18 protein-coding genes are annotated in these 15,065 nt (G+C 65.4%); 8 read left to right on the forward strand and 10 right to left on the reverse strand.

Translation table 11 applies throughout. The annotated features are described in order from the left end of the window. Window positions 1-60: 60 nt before the first annotated feature. On the reverse strand, window positions 61-753 hold the full coding sequence (locus tag BMX93_RS13125; protein ID WP_218139305.1) for a transglycosylase SLT domain-containing protein: 693 nt from the start codon (window positions 751-753) through the stop codon (window positions 61-63). A 19-nt stretch (window positions 754-772) separates the two neighbouring features. Here BMX93_RS13125 and BMX93_RS13130 point away from each other — a divergent pair, with 19 nt between their 5' ends. Then, the gene (locus BMX93_RS13130) at window positions 773-1,096 is read left to right on the forward strand and encodes a hypothetical protein (RefSeq protein WP_218139306.1); all 324 of its coding nucleotides are present in this window, start codon (window positions 773-775) and stop codon (window positions 1,094-1,096) included. 555 nt (window positions 1,097-1,651) lie between these two features. Beyond that, window positions 1,652-1,774 carry a hypothetical protein gene (locus BMX93_RS13450; protein ID WP_281245667.1) on the forward strand — a complete coding sequence of 41 codons (123 nt, stop codon included), beginning with the start codon at window positions 1,652-1,654 and terminating at the stop codon, window positions 1,772-1,774. Between the two features lie 907 nt (window positions 1,775-2,681). Here the strand turns inward: BMX93_RS13450 and BMX93_RS10400 are convergent. After that, window positions 2,682-3,566, reverse strand: coding sequence for a 1,4-dihydroxy-2-naphthoate polyprenyltransferase (locus BMX93_RS10400; RefSeq protein WP_091970812.1), 885 nt, complete (start codon window positions 3,564-3,566; stop codon window positions 2,682-2,684). Window positions 3,567-3,772: 206 nt separating this feature from the next. On the opposite strand from BMX93_RS10400, the gene BMX93_RS12785 reads away from it, so the two are divergent. From BMX93_RS12785 to BMX93_RS10410, 5 genes are all read left to right on the forward strand, one after another. Next, window positions 3,773-4,561 (forward strand): hypothetical protein, encoded by a 789-nt coding sequence (locus tag BMX93_RS12785; protein ID WP_143052891.1) that lies wholly within the window; start codon window positions 3,773-3,775, stop codon window positions 4,559-4,561. 20 nt (window positions 4,562-4,581) lie between these two features. Then, window positions 4,582-5,091: a hypothetical protein gene (locus tag BMX93_RS12790; protein ID WP_143052892.1), complete on the forward strand. Its 510-nt coding sequence runs from the start codon at window positions 4,582-4,584 to the stop codon at window positions 5,089-5,091. Further along, entirely contained in the window at window positions 5,088-5,258 is a 171-nt protein-coding gene (locus BMX93_RS12955; protein ID WP_177170191.1) for an RHS repeat-associated core domain-containing protein, read from the forward strand. Before BMX93_RS12790 ends, BMX93_RS12955 begins: the two co-directional genes overlap by 4 nt. 470 nt (window positions 5,259-5,728) lie before the next feature. After that, window positions 5,729-5,974, forward strand: a complete 246-nt coding sequence (locus tag BMX93_RS10405) for a PLDc N-terminal domain-containing protein (RefSeq protein ID WP_091970813.1) — start codon at window positions 5,729-5,731, stop codon at window positions 5,972-5,974. 157 nt (window positions 5,975-6,131) lie between these two features. Continuing rightward, a complete protein-coding gene (locus tag BMX93_RS10410) occupies window positions 6,132-6,509 on the forward strand; it encodes a PRC-barrel domain-containing protein (RefSeq protein WP_091970815.1) in 378 nt (125 codons plus the stop codon). A gap of 9 nt (window positions 6,510-6,518) precedes the next feature. Here the strand turns inward: BMX93_RS10410 and BMX93_RS10415 are convergent, their stop codons facing one another. Together BMX93_RS10415 and BMX93_RS10420 are read right to left on the reverse strand one after the other, a co-directional pair. Continuing rightward, window positions 6,519-6,983 (reverse strand): deoxycytidylate deaminase, encoded by a 465-nt coding sequence (locus tag BMX93_RS10415; RefSeq protein WP_091970816.1) that lies wholly within the window; start codon window positions 6,981-6,983, stop codon window positions 6,519-6,521. A gap of 112 nt (window positions 6,984-7,095) precedes the next feature. Further along, window positions 7,096-8,016 (reverse strand): cation diffusion facilitator family transporter, encoded by a 921-nt coding sequence (locus BMX93_RS10420; protein WP_245725829.1) that lies wholly within the window; start codon window positions 8,014-8,016, stop codon window positions 7,096-7,098. Between the two features lie 107 nt (window positions 8,017-8,123). Here BMX93_RS10420 and BMX93_RS10425 point away from each other — a divergent pair, with 107 nt between their 5' ends. Next, the gene (locus BMX93_RS10425) at window positions 8,124-9,665 is read left to right on the forward strand and encodes a patatin-like phospholipase family protein (protein WP_091970820.1); all 1,542 of its coding nucleotides are present in this window, start codon (window positions 8,124-8,126) and stop codon (window positions 9,663-9,665) included. A gap of 52 nt (window positions 9,666-9,717) precedes the next feature. On the opposite strand, the gene BMX93_RS10430 is transcribed toward BMX93_RS10425, so the two are convergent. From BMX93_RS10430 to BMX93_RS10455, 6 genes are read right to left on the reverse strand one after another with little or no spacing between them, the layout of a single operon-like run. Further along, complete coding sequence (locus BMX93_RS10430; RefSeq protein WP_218139307.1) at window positions 9,718-10,629, reverse strand: prenyltransferase; 912 nt, start codon at window positions 10,627-10,629, stop codon at window positions 9,718-9,720. After that, complete coding sequence (locus BMX93_RS10435) at window positions 10,626-10,976, reverse strand: lycopene cyclase domain-containing protein (protein ID WP_091970822.1); 351 nt, start codon at window positions 10,974-10,976, stop codon at window positions 10,626-10,628. The genes BMX93_RS10430 and BMX93_RS10435 overlap by 4 nt, the downstream gene beginning before the upstream one ends. Further along, window positions 10,973-11,347 carry a lycopene cyclase domain-containing protein gene (locus BMX93_RS10440; RefSeq protein WP_091970824.1) on the reverse strand — a complete coding sequence of 125 codons (375 nt, stop codon included), beginning with the start codon at window positions 11,345-11,347 and terminating at the stop codon, window positions 10,973-10,975. Before BMX93_RS10440 ends, BMX93_RS10435 begins: the two co-directional genes overlap by 4 nt. Next, window positions 11,344-12,954, reverse strand: a complete 1,611-nt coding sequence (crtI, locus tag BMX93_RS10445; protein ID WP_091970826.1) for a phytoene desaturase family protein — start codon at window positions 12,952-12,954, stop codon at window positions 11,344-11,346. The genes BMX93_RS10440 and crtI overlap by 4 nt, the downstream gene beginning before the upstream one ends. Then, window positions 12,951-13,865, reverse strand: a complete 915-nt coding sequence (locus BMX93_RS10450; protein WP_177170192.1) for a phytoene/squalene synthase family protein — start codon at window positions 13,863-13,865, stop codon at window positions 12,951-12,953. The genes crtI and BMX93_RS10450 overlap by 4 nt, the downstream gene beginning before the upstream one ends. Next, a complete protein-coding gene (locus tag BMX93_RS10455; protein ID WP_091970828.1) occupies window positions 13,862-14,950 on the reverse strand; it encodes a polyprenyl synthetase family protein in 1,089 nt (362 codons plus the stop codon). Before BMX93_RS10455 ends, BMX93_RS10450 begins: the two co-directional genes overlap by 4 nt. Between the last annotated feature and the right edge of the window lie 115 nt (window positions 14,951-15,065).

The raw sequence follows: 15,065 nt of genomic DNA on the forward strand, positions 1-15,065 counted from the left end.
GACAGCGCGCTCACGCAGCGCGGGATCAATCTTCTTCGGCATGACATCTATCCTTCCAACTCACAAGGATGCGGCATCAAACCTGGGGCGCTTCACATAGGTGGACCGCAGATACGGGCTGCGTGCCGGATCGAAGTCTGGGTTTGCCGGATTGTTGGCCCAGCCCAGACCCCATGTGCCGTCCGGGCCAGTGCAGGACGCCGAGGGCGTGCACCCCGAGGTGTTCCCGAAGGCCGCGGTCGGCTCCACACCCGAGTTGTAGGCCCACGCCGCCAGATACCAGTTCTCCAAGTATTGTGGGTCTCCGTTGTTCGCCGTGATCCCCGCGTCACTCAACTGGTTCCACACGTTCTCCAAAATCTCCAGGCCCGCCGCGACGTTCTCCTCGTAATCCGTAGCCACCTTCATCTGCCCGTGAGCCGAGATCCACGTCTGATCTGTTGTCATCCCATCGGTGACTTGCGAGATTCCGTAGCCACAATCCGCATCCGGGTAGTCGATCGTGGAGATCGAATCTCCCGCCCCATAATAATTCGCGATCAATGGGTCCCCCGCGATCCCCGGCAGGGCATGCCACGATGCCTGGTTGAAATTCGATTCCTGCGCCTCGATCGCCAGCATCACCGAGCGCGGCACACTATTCCACCCATCACCGGTCGGGTTCTCCACAGCAATCGGCGGAAAATCCGAACTCGGCTCGTACGACACCAAACCCATGTTCTGGAAGTTTGCCGGCCTGGCGAACTGCCCCACTAGATTCCCCTGCTCCGCCATGTCCGTGGCCCAATCCACCTGCGCATTCGACGGTTGCATCGCCTGCAACGTCGACGTCAACCGGGGCACAGCACACGTAGGCGTCGCCGACGCCGCCGACATCTGCGTCCCTGCCACCGCATCACGCGCCTCGACTTTCACCCCCGGCGACGATGGGTTCGTGGTCAACGACGAGGAGCCGGGGACAGACGACGCTGGGGACGAACTCGCACTCGACGATGTGGCAGATGAGGCAGATGCCGTTCCCGACGCCGGCGAGCTGGTAGGCCCGGACGGCACGGCCGTGGATGCCACCGCCGGAGTCAGCGGGCCCGTCTGCTGAGTCACGGCGATCTGCGCATCGCCTGTCCCGACCTTGGCAGGATGTGAGGGTAACGACCGCGCCGGTGCCGCGCCCTGCCCGTCCGGCTGGGCTCCCGTTGAGTTCGATGAGCTTTGGTCCGATGAGGGCGTCGATGCGCTCACCTGCGCATTCGCAGCTGTGAACACCGTGTGAGTCGACATGGACTCGACCAGCGATGCGTCCGCGCCCCTCGCCTGTGCCTGCGCCGCCGTCTGAGGAGCACCGCCCTGCCCCACCTCGGATGTCGAGGGGCCGAACTCCGCGGCTCCTGACAAGGACACCACCCGCGCACCCAACGGCAAGCTGGTCTTGCCGAGCGACGAAATGGATGCGTCGCTGCTCTGGGCACCCACCACCCGGTTTCGGCCCCCAGAACCCGCGAACAGGCCCACAGAACTGACCGGACCCGACCCGACCTTGCGCGCCGACCCACCTGACTCGTGCCACACACCTGCGGTCTTGTTGGCCTGCTCAACCGTCAAATAATCCGTACCGCCCTCAGCATTCGCCCGCAGCCCATATGCGGCACCATCCGTGTCAGCGACCTTGCGGACCCCCACCGGTTTGCTCACCGACCCGCCCGCCGGCACCGACACCACCGATGACGCCAGCGCGCCCACCGGCCCTTTCGCGGTAGGGACCACCGAAGTCACCTGACCGCTCACCACCGACTGCTGCTCCGTCTTGCCTGATGACAAGTCGAACTCCAACACCTGGGTGACCTGCTCCGACGGCCCAAGAGCTGCCGTGAACACTGCATCGTCGCCGATGCCGCACCCCGGGGTGTGATACATCAACGCCACGCCGGACGCCAGCGCTGTCACCGCGCCCGACGCCACATTCACCGCATACGCGTACGCACCCCGGTCCCGTGACACATTGTCATTGATCGCGTCCCCAGGAAGCACCGCCACAGCGATGTATTTCCCGTCATCGCTGGCGCACTGATACCCGTACCACGTCTGCTCATCCAAACCCGCCGGGCGAATCAGCGCCACATCACGCCACGCGAATCCGGACCCGGATTGCGCGACGCGCACGTGATACCCGTCGGACGACCCAGCTCCGTCGACAGCCAGATCGCCATCAGTATTGAAATCACCCGGGGCTGCAGCACTTGGGTTTGCCTCGGATGACGCGTGTCCGGGTGCAGCAGAGGCTGGCGGCTGGAAAGCTGCCACGACCATTGCCACCGCCAGGAGAGGAACGAGGATGGGGCGCACATCGAAGCGTCCCGCGCCCTTCCTACAACGTTCTCCCGACGGGAGATCACACTCCGCATTCCCGCCATCCACCAGTCCGCGACCCATGACACGACCCTTCGACCGAACCACACATCAGATATGTCGGACAGCAGGACCAGGCCGGCCAGACGCGGCAGACAACCAATACACCGACATGGGCACGCTACGCCCCCGAACACCCCTGTCGACCGAGGATCACATTCTGCGGGAGCCCCGGAGATGACATTTCAGGAAACAGATCATGGACGCACGGTGCCAAATACCTCCAGCAGCACAGGTCGTCGCGGCGCATGCCGTGGTCGGGTCAGGCCGTAGTCGGGTCAGGTGAGCAGGCCGATCCCTATACCTATGAACAGCCCGACTGCCCAGAGCAGCTCCCCCTGTCCGGTGGCCTTGAGCGTGGCGACCAAGTCCATCCCCGTGGCGCCGGCCAGCAATGATCGGCAGGCCGGCGCGAGCAGGACCAGCGCGACAAGCGCCAATAGGGCCCACCAGGTGGTCAATGCGGCGACGGCGAGTGCGCACACCACACAGAGCAAGACGATCGCCACGTAGAGCCAGCGCGTTGCCCGGTCGCCGAGTCTGGTCTCCAGGGTGCGTTTGCCGGCGGCAGTGTCGCTGGCGATGTCGCGCAGATTGTTCGTCACGAGCACCGCACAGGCCAGCAACCCAATCCCGCAGGCACTCGCCCAGCCCGCGGCGGGTACCCGACCCAGTTGCAGATAGACAGTGCCACCGACAGCGACCAGGCCGAAGAAAACGAAGACGAAGATCTCGCCGAGACCGAGGTACCCGTAAGGATGACGTCCCCCGGTGTAGAACCAGGCGGCGAGGACGCAGGCAACGCCGACCACAAGCAGCCACCAGTATCCGGTGATCGACACCGCCGCCAGGCCGGCCAGGCCGGCCATCCCGAAACAGCCCAGAGCGGCATTGCGCACCGTGCGGGGATCCGCTGCGCCCGAACCCACCAGCCGTTGCGGGCCAACTCTGTTGTCGTCGGCGCCGCGCACCCCGTCGGAGTAGTCGTTGGCGAAGTTCACGCCAACCACCAGTGCCAAGGCCACGACCAGGCACAACACAGCGACACCAGGATCGAATTGCCCATACCACCAGGCGATGGCGGTGCCGGCCAGGACCGGAGAGATCCCGGTGGGCAGCGTCCGAGGACGGGCGCCCTCCAGCCATTCCGCAGCAGTCGCCATGAGGCCCTCTTCCGTCCAGTACTCACGATGTCCGAGCCGATCTTGCCACGGAGCACCCGAGATCGCTTCTGGACGACCGCCCAGGCGGGACATCTCAGCTTGATGGTGAATGAGGTCGAGCCAATGTATCTGGCGGCACACTTCGCCAGCGCAGTCACGAGGTCCCGATCTCCTCCACCCAGCGGGTGATCCTGGCCCTTCGCAGGATGAACGAGCTCCGCGGAATCACTCCGCGCGGTAACGACGTGCGCGAGCCAGGGCACCGTGACGAGTGGGAGGCAGCCCAGAAGGTGCACCACGCCTGCCTGAATGCATTGGACATTATTGTCGACTACTCCCTCATGTTTCATACTTACTGGGATCTCGATGCGATCGACTCACACGCAATAATCCTCAGTCTCGAACAGAAAACTATCCGGGCCACCCTCAGGCAGAAGAGCGATTATTCCAGGAGAGGTCCAGAAGAGTGGTCCGCTTTCGTCTTCAGGCCCTGTCAAATTACTCGTGTGGCGGACATCGACCTCGATCCCAATCGAGCTCGGGCTAGTAGGCAAACCGCGGTTGCCGCGGGAGCGGTGGTGCTTGCTGTTGCAACGGTTGTCGCGACGGCCAGTATTCTCGGGTCCGGTGCGGACGTAGGGATCGGTGCGGGTGAGGTCGCACTCGGAAAACTCGGAGCCGACCTCGCCGAGGACGAGGAAGTTGCATCCAGCGCCGCACAGGCTGCGCGCCTCGCTGAAGAGTTTGGCACCCATGAAGTGATGGGTGAAGAGAGTGTTGGACGCGCAATTGCAGGGAATGGCTCCAGAAGAACGATTGATGACATAGACCGTTTGACTAATGTGTTTGGAGGAGATGAGGAGGATTGGTCTACGATGTCTTCAGAAAGTCATAACTTTTCTGGAAGGGGGTCAATTCAAGCTCATTGGTATGAGAATGTGGAAACTGGATGTCGGTACGATGCAAGAATTAAGACGGGCAATCAATATAAATGAATGTTGATTTAAATTGGCTCATGGCTGTCGCAGAATATTTCACACATCAAACTGACCGATCCAAAGTCGCTCATGCCTCGGAGGAATGGTTGAGGTGTGATGCGGCGCCGGAGAAGCTGGTAGAACTTATTGACATGGCCTCAGATGATACTACCTCCTCGCACGACATTGAAGATTCCATTGATCAGGTCATCGTGAGTGTCGGCCAGCCAGTGCTTGAATACGCGGACTACTTCTGGGTTCTAGCCCTTGGGTTGGCATTAAACCTTGTCAGGCTTGATGAGTATCATCTCGCAGAGTTCTTTGCGATCGGGTTTACGCGACTAAAAGTGGGAGGAGATCTCTTCGGGGGATATCTCGCCGATACCCTTTATATTGATGATGGATTACCAAGAGAACGAATCATTAGGAGAATTAGAAGGGAGTTTGATTTAGACCGCACAGAAATCATTGAAGTCGCTAGTGAATGGTTTTCTCGCGCTCAGGGAAAGGGTTGGGTACTAGAAGTTATAGTCCGTGGGGTGCTGTGACTGCCCACAGTGGTGCCGCGTCGACGTCGGTTTTGTTCGCCGGGGCGTATAGGAATGCGGAGACCGAGCTGTTGTATGTGCAGGCCCGCCACGACGGCCCGGCCTTCCTCACCATCGACGCCATCGGGGCGCTAACCGGGCAGGCGTATGTGTACACCGGCGGATGATCCCCTCAACAAGACAGGCCCCACCGGACTGTGGACGTGGAAGGAAACCGCGGTTGTCGCGGGAGCGGTGGTGCTTGCTGTTGCAGCGGTTGTCGCGGCGGCCAGTATTCTCGGGTCCAGTGCGGACGTAGGGATCGGTGCGGGTGAGGTCGCACTCGGAAAACTTGGACTGACCTCGCGGAAGACGCCGCGGAAAATACCGCCGAGGAGGCGGCAACTGATGTCGCAGCCCGGCGAGTGTACCTCCGTCAGAGTGTCCGGCAGACCGTTCAATCTCGAGCCGAATCGCGAACTACGACCTCTCTGGGTTATTCGGTAGGGGCCTCTTGGCCTGCTCGCCACAGGAGTTGGCAGGGTCCGGACGCCGGCAGGGCAGCCGACCCGGGCTGGCCCCACCATGCAGATCTGGGCTCGACGCCGGGCCGCCCGGCACCGAGTGGCACGAGACCAAGTGACACTAGACTTGGTGCATGGCACGTGTCCTCCTCGTGATCGTGCTGCTTGCGCTCACGATCTACGCCGTCGTCGATCTGGTCCAGACCGACGACGCCGACATGCCCGCCATGCCGAAATGGATGTGGGCCATGGTGGTCATCGTCATCCCGGTGGTCGGACCGCTTGCCTGGATCCTCATCGGACGTTTCGGGCTCGCCACGCCGCGAAGCCCCGGCGAGCTGCCGCCGGACGATGACGAGGAGTGGCTCCACAAACTCTGATTTCTCCCCGACGCCTCCCCGCATCGGTGTCCCCATCAGTATGGTGGCAACGGACCCACGCAGCGATCGGCAAGGAAACCTGAGCGCTGGCGCGGTGCACTACGGAGGAGCACGGCCCGTCGCCTGTGGACGGCCTGCCCGGCGGAAAGGACAGCCCATGGCGGATGAGAACTACGACGATCTGTACAACTCCGATGTCGTCGACCGGGACGGCAAGAAGATCGGCGGGGTGGGCCAGGTCTACCTGGACGACAAGAACGGTCACCCCACCTGGGTGACCGTGAAGACCGGCCTGTTCGGCACCAAGGAGAACTTCGTGCCCCTCGCCCACGCCGACATCGGCAGCGGGCGCATCCGCGTCCCCTACCCCGAAGCAACCGTCAAGGATGCCCCCACGATCGACCCGGACCGCCATCTGGACGCCGACGAGGAGGCCGACCTGTACAAGTACTACGGGATCGCGACGCTGGCACCCGATTCCGAACCCGACGAGGAGGAACCCGGCCACTCCGATGACCCCGGGACGCAGGCCTGAGGCAGGTGTTCAGCAGCCGAAGTCGACGATCTCATCGGCGTCCATCTGGCCCTGGGGCCACACGGCTCGCACGATTCCGGCTGCCGCCAGCGCCTTGCGGCAGCCCGGGCACGGCTGGTCGGTGATGTAGGCGGTGGCTCCCTTCGTGTCGCGGGTGGCGAACAGCAGCGCATTCACCTCGGCGTGGATCGCGATGCAGAAGCCCGGTGTGCCGGGGCGGTCATAGTCGCCCAAGCCGGGAACCTCGTCATAGCGCAGCCGGCCCCGCGGGCAGGCCCCCTCGAGGCAATCGGGCCGACCCGGTGCGGCACCGTTGTAGCCAGTGGCGATGATGCGGTGATCGGATCCGACGAGCACGGCTCCCACCTTGCGGCGGGTGCACTTCGCCCTCGCCGAGACCGCCTGCGCGATGCCGAGGAAGTACTCGTCCCAGCCAGGGACTGTCAGCGCCGATCCGGCCGCAATGATCGCCATGCGCTCAGCCTAGCCATGCACCCAGCTGCCTCGGCGACCCAATCGGCCCGCCCTCGGGCAGCGCCCCCGCACCTGCGGCAAGGCCCCAGACATTACAGCGGGGATGGTGGCCTCATACGTCGTCGATGTCCTCGTAGGACTTCGGATCGCTCTTCGGCTCGAGATGCACCGAGACCCGAAGGTCGGGTTCCACGAGCACCAGGGCGTCGATGACGTCTTCCGCAAGATCGTGGCCACGCTTGACGGTCCACTCATCGGGTACCAGCATGTGCATCTCCATGAACCGATGGTTCCCGGACTCCCGGGTGCGCACCGCATGAAAATCGGCGTCCCCGGTGCTGCGATAGCGGTCGAGAACCTCAGCGATCTTGGCCTCGACATCGGGTGGCAGCGCAATGTCCATAAGGCCCTCCACGGAGTGATGGACGAGCCGGTAGCCGATCCAGATGATGTTGAGACCGGCCAGGATCGCCACCACCGGGTCGAGAATCTGCACCCCGGTCACCATCACCAGACCCACCCCGACAAGCACGGCGACCGAGGTGACGACATCTGTCAGCAGATGGCGCCCGTCGGCGACCAGGGTTGCGGAACGCCGCCTCCTGCCCTGGGACAGCAGCACCATGCCAACCACGCCATTGATCACCGAGGCCACCATCGACACGGCCAGGCCGACTCCCAGGCGTTCGGGCATCCGCGGATTCGCGATGCGCTCCACACCGGTGTAGATGATGAACATGGCAGCGACGAAGATCATTGTGCCCTCGACGGCCGCCGAGAAGTACTCCGCCTTGGAGTGGCCGAACTGATGGTTGTCGTCGGGTGGCTTGATGCTCACCTTGAGGGCGAAGAGCGCCACGACGGCCGCGACGAGATTGACCAGCGACTCGAGGGCGTCCGAGAGCAGGCCGACCGATCCGGTGGTCCAGGCAGCCCAGGATTTCAGTCCGATCGTTGCGAGTGCCGCGGCGATGGACAGCCAGGCAAACTTGCTCAGATCGACAGGTTCGGCATAGCGGGGGGAGCTGCTCACGCGGGCAAGTATCTCGCGAACCTCGATCGGCACGCGGGGCTGGCCTCTCGAGACGATCCGTGGATACCGCGTCGTAGGCGCACCATCTGCCTGGTTAGGCTTGGCACATGTCTCGACCTGCATGGTTCGGTGTCTTGCCATTCCTCACGCGTGGGCGCGCCGGAAACGGCGATGACAAGGCTGTTCAGGGATTGGTGATCGCAGGCGGCGGCGCCAGGGCCAGCTTCCAGATCGGTGCCCTGCGCTATCTGTACGAACGGGAGCACATCGCCCCCACCGTCGTCACCGCCACCTCCGCCGGCTCGATCCTGGGCGCCCTGCTGTGCCAGTCCCGTGATCCGGCCGAACAGCTGAGGGCCCTCAAGGGCATCGAGGAGCTCTGGCTGTCGATGCAGACGAGCGGCGACATGTTTGCCGAACGTCCCTGGTTCACCCGCCTGAAATCACACAGCGCCATGCTTGAGGCCTTCCGGCAGGCGGAGGCGCGCGAGGAGGCGGCGAGCTCCAGCCGCCTCGACGAGGACGACGACAACGGCCGGCGCGTGCGCCTGCTGGGCCGCTGGTCGTGGCCTGGGCGCGCGAATGCCGACCAGCCTGCCGTCGAGCAGCCAGCACCCGAAAGCGCCGAGCCGGAAGAGATCGTCCCGCAAGTAGCGACGCTGGCTCTCGCCATGGCCGAGGAACCCCCGACCTCCCCGGAGTGGTCACCCAACCTGCTCTACCAGCTGTTCACCGGCCTGCCACACATCGGGCGGGTCGGCTCCGATCTCACCGCCGCGGTGCGCGGCCTGGAGCGCTCTCGCTCGCTGTTCAAGCCGGGGCCGATTCTCGAACGGCTGCTCTCGCGCGATTTCTTCCGCTCAGAGACGGTCACCCAGTCCGGCATGATCTTCCGCTGCGCCTTCGTGGGCCTCAACTCCGGCGAGCTGCACTACATGCGCCAGGACGGCCAGCTCGTCAACCGCAATGACGAGCCATTGGGCGGCAAGAGCTTCGACATCTCGATGGGGGTCCTGGCATCCTGCTCGATCCCCGGGGTCTTCAAGCCTGTCGAGATGAACGGCGAGTGGTATGTGGACGGCGGGATCCGGGAGAACGTGCCCGTCGAGGAGGCCGTCGCCCATCTTGGGGTGACCAGGCCCTATGTCATCGTCTCGGGCCCCGAGGGGCTTGACCCCGAGCCGGGTGTGGGCGCCAAGGATCTCGTCTCGATCCTGTTCCGGGTGAGCTCGATCCGCGGCGACGAGTCCGACCGCGACGAGGTGGCCTATGCCCGCAGCACCGGAGCAGTGGTCATCGAGCCGGAACTATTGGTGCACAACTCCATGTCGATCGACCCCGGCCTGCTGACGATCAACCGCGACTACGGGTGGATGCGCGCCGCCGAGGCAGTCCGTGAGGCCAGCCCGGAGGCCGAGCGGATCGATCGTGAGATCATCCAGGCCCGCTTGGAGGCCTGGCGCCTGGAGAAGCAGGTGCTCGATTCGCGCCGGGAGCCCGGCAATCAAGACATTCTCTCCCCGATCGGCGCCGTCAAGGAGAGGCTGCGCCAGCTGGTCCTGCGCGCCGACCCGCAACTGCTGCCCGAGGGCGCGCAGCTGTGGTGGCAGGGTTTCGAGGCCCATCCCGCATCACCCGCCACATCCTGACTCCCGCGACATCCCGCTCCTGCCACGCCCTGGCGGCCGGCGTGATCGGGGCTCAGCCGAGGAACCAGGCCCAGATGAGAATGAGCGTCGCGAGGAATCCGGCCGCATAGTTCAGCGCGATGAATCGTCGCCATGCTCGGTTGGTGGTGCCCGAGTCGGCGTCGGAGAGCCGCCAGTAGGGTCCGGCGTTCACCAGATAGGGCACCACCAGCAGCCCGCCCAGCGGTCCGGGCCATGGCGTGAAGGCCATCACCACCCCGGCCAGCAGCCACCCGGCGAGCGCGAGCCGCACCGTCGCCGCGGCTCCGAAGACAGTCGCGACCGAGGCGATGTGCGCGCCGCGGTCCGGCACGATGTCCTGCACCGCACCGAAGGCGTGCGAGGCCATCCCCCAGCAGAAGAACGCCACGAGGACTGCCACCACCGCCGGGGCGGGACGGCTGCCTGCGAGCGCGAGCCCTACGGCGGCCGGGCTGACGAAGTGCGTCGCCGAGGTCATCGAGTCCAGCACCAGGCGTTCCTTGAAACGAAGCAGCGGCGCCGAGTAGGCGATCACCGCGAAGACGCTGATCGCCAGCGCCAGCCGGGCCGGGAGCGAGCCCACCGCGAAGAGGACAGCGCAGAAGGGCAGATTGGTGAGGAGCGCCGCCCACAGCGTCGCGCGATGCAGCGCTGGCGCCAGCAGCGCACCTTCGATGCCGCCCTTGCGTGGATTGTCGCGGTCGGAGGCGTAGTCGAAGACGTCATTGATGCCGTAGAGCGCCAGATTGTAGGGAACGAGGAAGTAGAGCGTACCCACGACGAAGACCACGTCCACCTGCCGGGTGGTGAGCAGATAGGCCGCTGCGAAGGGGAATGCCGTGTTGATCCAGCTGACCGGCCGCGAGGCGAGGAGGATCTGGCGCACCGCCTCAGCTGCGCGTGGTCGCCCGCTGGGCTCTATGGAGAACTCGGAGGCACTCACTGCGAGCGCTCCCCCGCTGTGCGAGTGCCCTTGGTGTTCGCGGTGCTCGATCGGCGCCGGGCCCGCAGGGCGGTCCACAGGGCAGGTGCTGCAATGGCGCCGGCCAGTGGATAGCCCAGGTCCTCGACGGGTACGAGCCCCAGGTGCAATCCGCTGAGCTGGTCATGGCGATACTCCATGAGCCCGGCGGCGATCATCGCATTGTCGAAGACGACGGTGAGGCCCACCATGACGGCGAGGGTCAGGACCACCGTGGATCGGCGGGGTCGGGGTCCGCGCAGACCGAGCAGCACCGAGACGAGAACGGCCGCGGCGAGGAAGACCAGGCACAGTGCCGGATAGTTCACGATCTCGGCTCCTCCCCCACAGATGTTCGCGTCGTCCCCCTGCGATCCGCACGCGCACGCCGGGCCTCCAGCAAACGCTCCGCACCGTTGTGGACCACCATGGTGCAGACCACGAGAAAGACGAGGAAGAGCGGCTCCTCCAGTGGTAATTCGGGCGCGAGGACCACTCCGGTAGCGATCTCGGCGTCACCGCGCGCGAAAATGCCCAGCGCAATCCCGGCGGCGTCCCAGGCCAGGAAGAAGGCGAGGCCGGCGGCGGTGACGATCGATGCTGCCCGGGGGTCGCGCCAGAAGAACAGCCGGTAGCGAGCGTCGAGGGCCAGCATGGCGCACAGTGCGCTGGACAGCGCCACGAGATAGAGCACGCTCATGCCCGCCCCCTGGCCGGGGCGAGCCGGTGGCCCGGGCGCGCCTCCCGCGGGACAGGCCCGGCGGAGTGGTCGCCGCGGATGAGTTTGAGCACGATCTCGGCGCTGATGAGGCACATCGGCAGACCGACGCCGGGCAGCGCGCTTGCCCCGGCGTAGTACAGATTGTCGACCTTCCTCGACGCGTTGCGGGCCCGCAGGAAGGCGCTCTGCCGCAGGGTGTGGGCTGGCCCCAGCATCCCGGCATGCCAGGAGTTGAACTGGCTGGAGAAGTCAGCCGGGCCGATCGTGTGGCGCACGATGATGCGCTGGCGCAGATCGGGGATCTGGGCCCAGTGGCTCACCATGTCGATGGCCGCGTCGGCAGCCTGCTCCACCTGCCTCGCCCCGGTACCGTCGGGGCCGCCGCGCCCTATTGCCTCCTGGGCCGGAACCGGGATGAGCAGGAAGAGGTTCTCGTGACCGGCTGGTGCCATCGAGTCATCGGAAGCGCTGACCCGACAGACATAGCTGGACGCCGGCGAGGGGATTCGGGGCTGGCGCCCGAAGATGGCGTCAAAGTTGGTTCGCCAGTCGCGGGCGAAGAACAGCGAGTGGTGCGGCAGCTGCGCAAGCTCGCCCCTCACGCCGAGCAGCGCGATCACCGCGCCGGGTCCGCTGGTACGCCTGTCCCACCAGCGCTGCGGATAGCTGCGCAATCGAGCGGGCAGCAAGCTCGTCTCGGTGTGGTGCAGGTCTGCGGCGGAGACGACGACGTCGGCCTGTTCGACGTGCACCGCGCCCTCGGGGTCCACCCATCGCACCGCCCGCACACTCGGCCTCGTGCCGGGCGTGGTGAGGATGGACTCCACGCGGGCATTGAGCTCGATCCTCGCGCCGGCCTGCTGCGAGAGCTTCGCGAAACAGTGCATCAACTCGTGGAATCCGCCGCGCGGATATTCCACCCCGCCATCGAGATCGAGGGCGCTCATGAGGTGGTACATCGCCGGTGCCCTGCGCGGCTCGGTTCCGAGGAAGACGCTGGGATAACCGAGCAGCTGACGCAGTACCGGATTGTGGAAGGTTCCGGCGACATAGCGGTCGAGGGATGTGGTCAAGACCCTCAGCAGTCTCGGGGCATGCCGCATGACCTCTGGCGCCGCCAGCGTCGACAGCCGGGTGAACGGGTTGTACAGGAAGTACCGGTAAGCGAGCTCAAGGGTCTGCCGCGCAGATGCAAGATAGGCATCCAGCGCCGGGCCGCTGCCCGGTTCGAGCTCCTCGAACAGCGCGCGCACGCGCTCTGTTCCGTGCGGGACAGTCACAGCCCGCGAGGGGCCGGAGGCCTCGGGTTCGGGGAACACCCGGTATCCCGAGTCGAGCAGTCGCAGATCGACCTGCTCGGCGGTGCTGGTGCCCATGAGCTCGAAGAAGTGCTCGAAGACCTCCGGCATGAGATACCACGACGGCCCGGTATCGAACCTGAAGCCGTCGCGTTCGAGGATCCCCGCCCGCCCACCGATGAGGGCGTTCTGCTCGAGCACTGTGACGTCGAAGCCCTCCTTCGCGAGGAGTCCGGCGCTCGCCAGACCAGCGATGCCGGCACCAATCACGACCACCCTGCGTCTCATCGGCCCTCCAGCCAGGTTCGCAGCACCTCGCGTCCGCCCAGTGCCAGCTTGATTGGATCCGCGACGCGCACCCGTCGGCGGTAGAGCTCCTGCGCGGGGGTGCGCGCCACTCGATCGGTCACGGCCGAGAACAGTGCCAGGGCACTGCGCACGGCGGCACGGCAATCGGCCGGGAGCAGGGCAATCGAGCGACGCGCATCATCCAGCTGGCTGCGCACTGTCGCCACCCACAGATCGCGGCCGGCGTCATCAAGGGGCCGCACACCAGCCAGATAGCTTCGCTGCAGCCGATCGGTGTCCTCGGCCAGGTCGCGCAGGAAATTGACGTTCTGGAAGGCCGCCCCGAGCTGGCGGGCACCATGTTCGAGGGTGGCCATCTCGGCGGGAGAGGGCTGCTCCTCGGACAGGAAGACCCGCAGACACATGAGGCCCACCACCTCGGCCGAGCCGTGAACATAGCGCTGGTGATCGGCAGGCGTGTAGACGTGCAGGCCGCCAGGGTTGTCGCCGGCCGCGTCAAGATCGGCGCGCATCGAATCGAAGAAGGGCTGGGTCAGCGATTCGTCGATCCCGGTATGGCGCGCCGTCACGGCGAAGGCGTGCAGCACGATGTTGTTGCTGTATCCGACGTGCATCGCGCGGTGCGTCTGTGCCACATAGTCCTCAAGGCTGGCGCGCTGGGCGCAGGCATCCAGTCCTGCCTGCGCAGCGACGCCGTCCACGATCTCGTCGGCCACCCGCACCATCGCGTAGATGTTGTGGACGTGCTGCCGGTGACGTCGCCCGAGCAGATGCGTGGCGAGGCCGAACGATGTGGAGTACGTGGCGATGAGCCTGCTCGCGACGGTCCCGGCGGCCTCGGTGTACAGGTCGAGGGCGGCGCGGTCCGTGTCGGGACGGGCCGCGCTCACCTGCGCCGCCCTTCCAGGTGCTGCACGCAGGTGAGCAGCACCTGCTGGGCGTCCGGGGGAATGTCGAGGCTCCCGGCGAGCAGCTCGTAGAGCGCACGCACGTGCTCATCGATGAGCTGCTCGGCGAATCCTTGGGCCCCGCATCGGGTGAGCAGCTCGCGGATCCGCTCGGCGTCCGCGACCGTGATCTCGTGGGAGCCGAACGAGGGTGCGATCTGGGGCCACACGTCGGTCATGCGGGCGTAGGCGATGATCACCGTCTGCTTTGCCTCGCGCAGGTCCGACAGCGCGTCCTTGCCATGCTCGGCGGCATCTCCGAAGACTGCCATCAGGTCGTCCTGGAGCTGGAATGCCAGACCCAGGTGCCGTCCCGCCTCCCGCAGTTCACGCTCAGTGCCCAGAGGCGATCCCGCGAGGATCGCCTCGGCGCGCAGCGGGAGCTCGAAGGAGTAGGTGGCCGTCTTGTGCGCCATCATCGTCACGATGGTCTGCAGGTCGGGGGCGATGACTGCGTCGCTCAGTGCCACATCGGCCTGCTCGCCAGCCACCGACTCGGTCACCGTGTGGTCGAGCAGATCGAGCAGGCGCAGCCGCGTGCAGTACGCCACGTCGGCGCGCGCGAACGTCTGGTGAGCGCCAGCCAGCAGGAGGTCGCCCATGAGGATTCCGCTCGTGCGCCCCCAGTGCAGCGAGGGCTCACCCGGGGACGCTGGATGGGCACCGCGCATTTCCCCGATGAGGTTGGGAACGTGTCGGCGCAGGAGATCGCCGTCGATGACGTCGTCATGCAGGAGGAACGAGTAGTGCAGCAGTTCAAGGGCGGCAGCCAGAGTGATGACGGTGCCTCGCTCGTGGGAGGGTGCGGCAGAATCCGGCTGTCCGGTCAATGCCTGTGTCATCTCGACGAAGAGGATGGGGCGCACGAGTTTTCCGCCGAAGACATGCCGGGCAGCACATCGCCACAAGGTGGCGAACTGCTCCCCGTAGTCGCAGGCCACTTCAGTGCGCTGGGCGAGATGACGTGCGAGCTCACGCTCGATCTGTACTCTCAGTTCTTCTCGGGCACGAACCGTGGAGACGGTCATCTCGCACCCGCTCCCGTGCACCAGCCGCCGGTAAGGGATCGGACCACGGCGCCTCCCGGGTAACTCGGAGAATTATCTAGCTTGGCTAGTAATCAGCCTAGCACGGAGGATTGTC

The sequence above is a fragment of the Propionibacterium cyclohexanicum genome (genome assembly GCF_900111365.1).
Classification (GTDB): domain Bacteria; phylum Actinomycetota; class Actinomycetes; order Propionibacteriales; family Propionibacteriaceae; genus Propionibacterium; species Propionibacterium cyclohexanicum.

Excerpts from the sequence above, each read along its gene's own strand:
- BMX93_RS10425 (WP_091970820.1), top strand. The coding sequence starts at position 8,124 with ATGTCTCGACCTGCATGGTTCGGTGTCTTGCCATTCCTCACGCGTGGG.
- BMX93_RS10455 (WP_091970828.1), bottom strand. The coding sequence starts at position 14,950 with ATGACCGTCTCCACGGTTCGTGCCCGAGAAGAACTGAGAGTACAGATC.
- BMX93_RS10415 (WP_091970816.1), bottom strand. The coding sequence starts at position 6,983 with ATGGCGATCATTGCGGCCGGATCGGCGCTGACAGTCCCTGGCTGGGAC.
- BMX93_RS12785 (WP_143052891.1), top strand. The coding sequence starts at position 3,773 with ATGAACGAGCTCCGCGGAATCACTCCGCGCGGTAACGACGTGCGCGAG.
- BMX93_RS10440 (WP_091970824.1), bottom strand. The coding sequence starts at position 11,347 with ATGAGCGTGCTCTATCTCGTGGCGCTGTCCAGCGCACTGTGCGCCATG.
- BMX93_RS10405 (WP_091970813.1), top strand. The coding sequence starts at position 5,729 with ATGGCACGTGTCCTCCTCGTGATCGTGCTGCTTGCGCTCACGATCTAC.
- crtI (WP_091970826.1), bottom strand. The coding sequence starts at position 12,954 with ATGAGACGCAGGGTGGTCGTGATTGGTGCCGGCATCGCTGGTCTGGCG.
- BMX93_RS13130 (WP_218139306.1), top strand. The coding sequence starts at position 773 with ATGTCCGTGGCCCAATCCACCTGCGCATTCGACGGTTGCATCGCCTGC.
- BMX93_RS12790 (WP_143052892.1), top strand. The coding sequence starts at position 4,582 with ATGGCTGTCGCAGAATATTTCACACATCAAACTGACCGATCCAAAGTC.
- BMX93_RS10400 (WP_091970812.1), bottom strand. The coding sequence starts at position 3,566 with ATGGCGACTGCTGCGGAATGGCTGGAGGGCGCCCGTCCTCGGACGCTG.
- BMX93_RS10410 (WP_091970815.1), top strand. The coding sequence starts at position 6,132 with ATGGCGGATGAGAACTACGACGATCTGTACAACTCCGATGTCGTCGAC.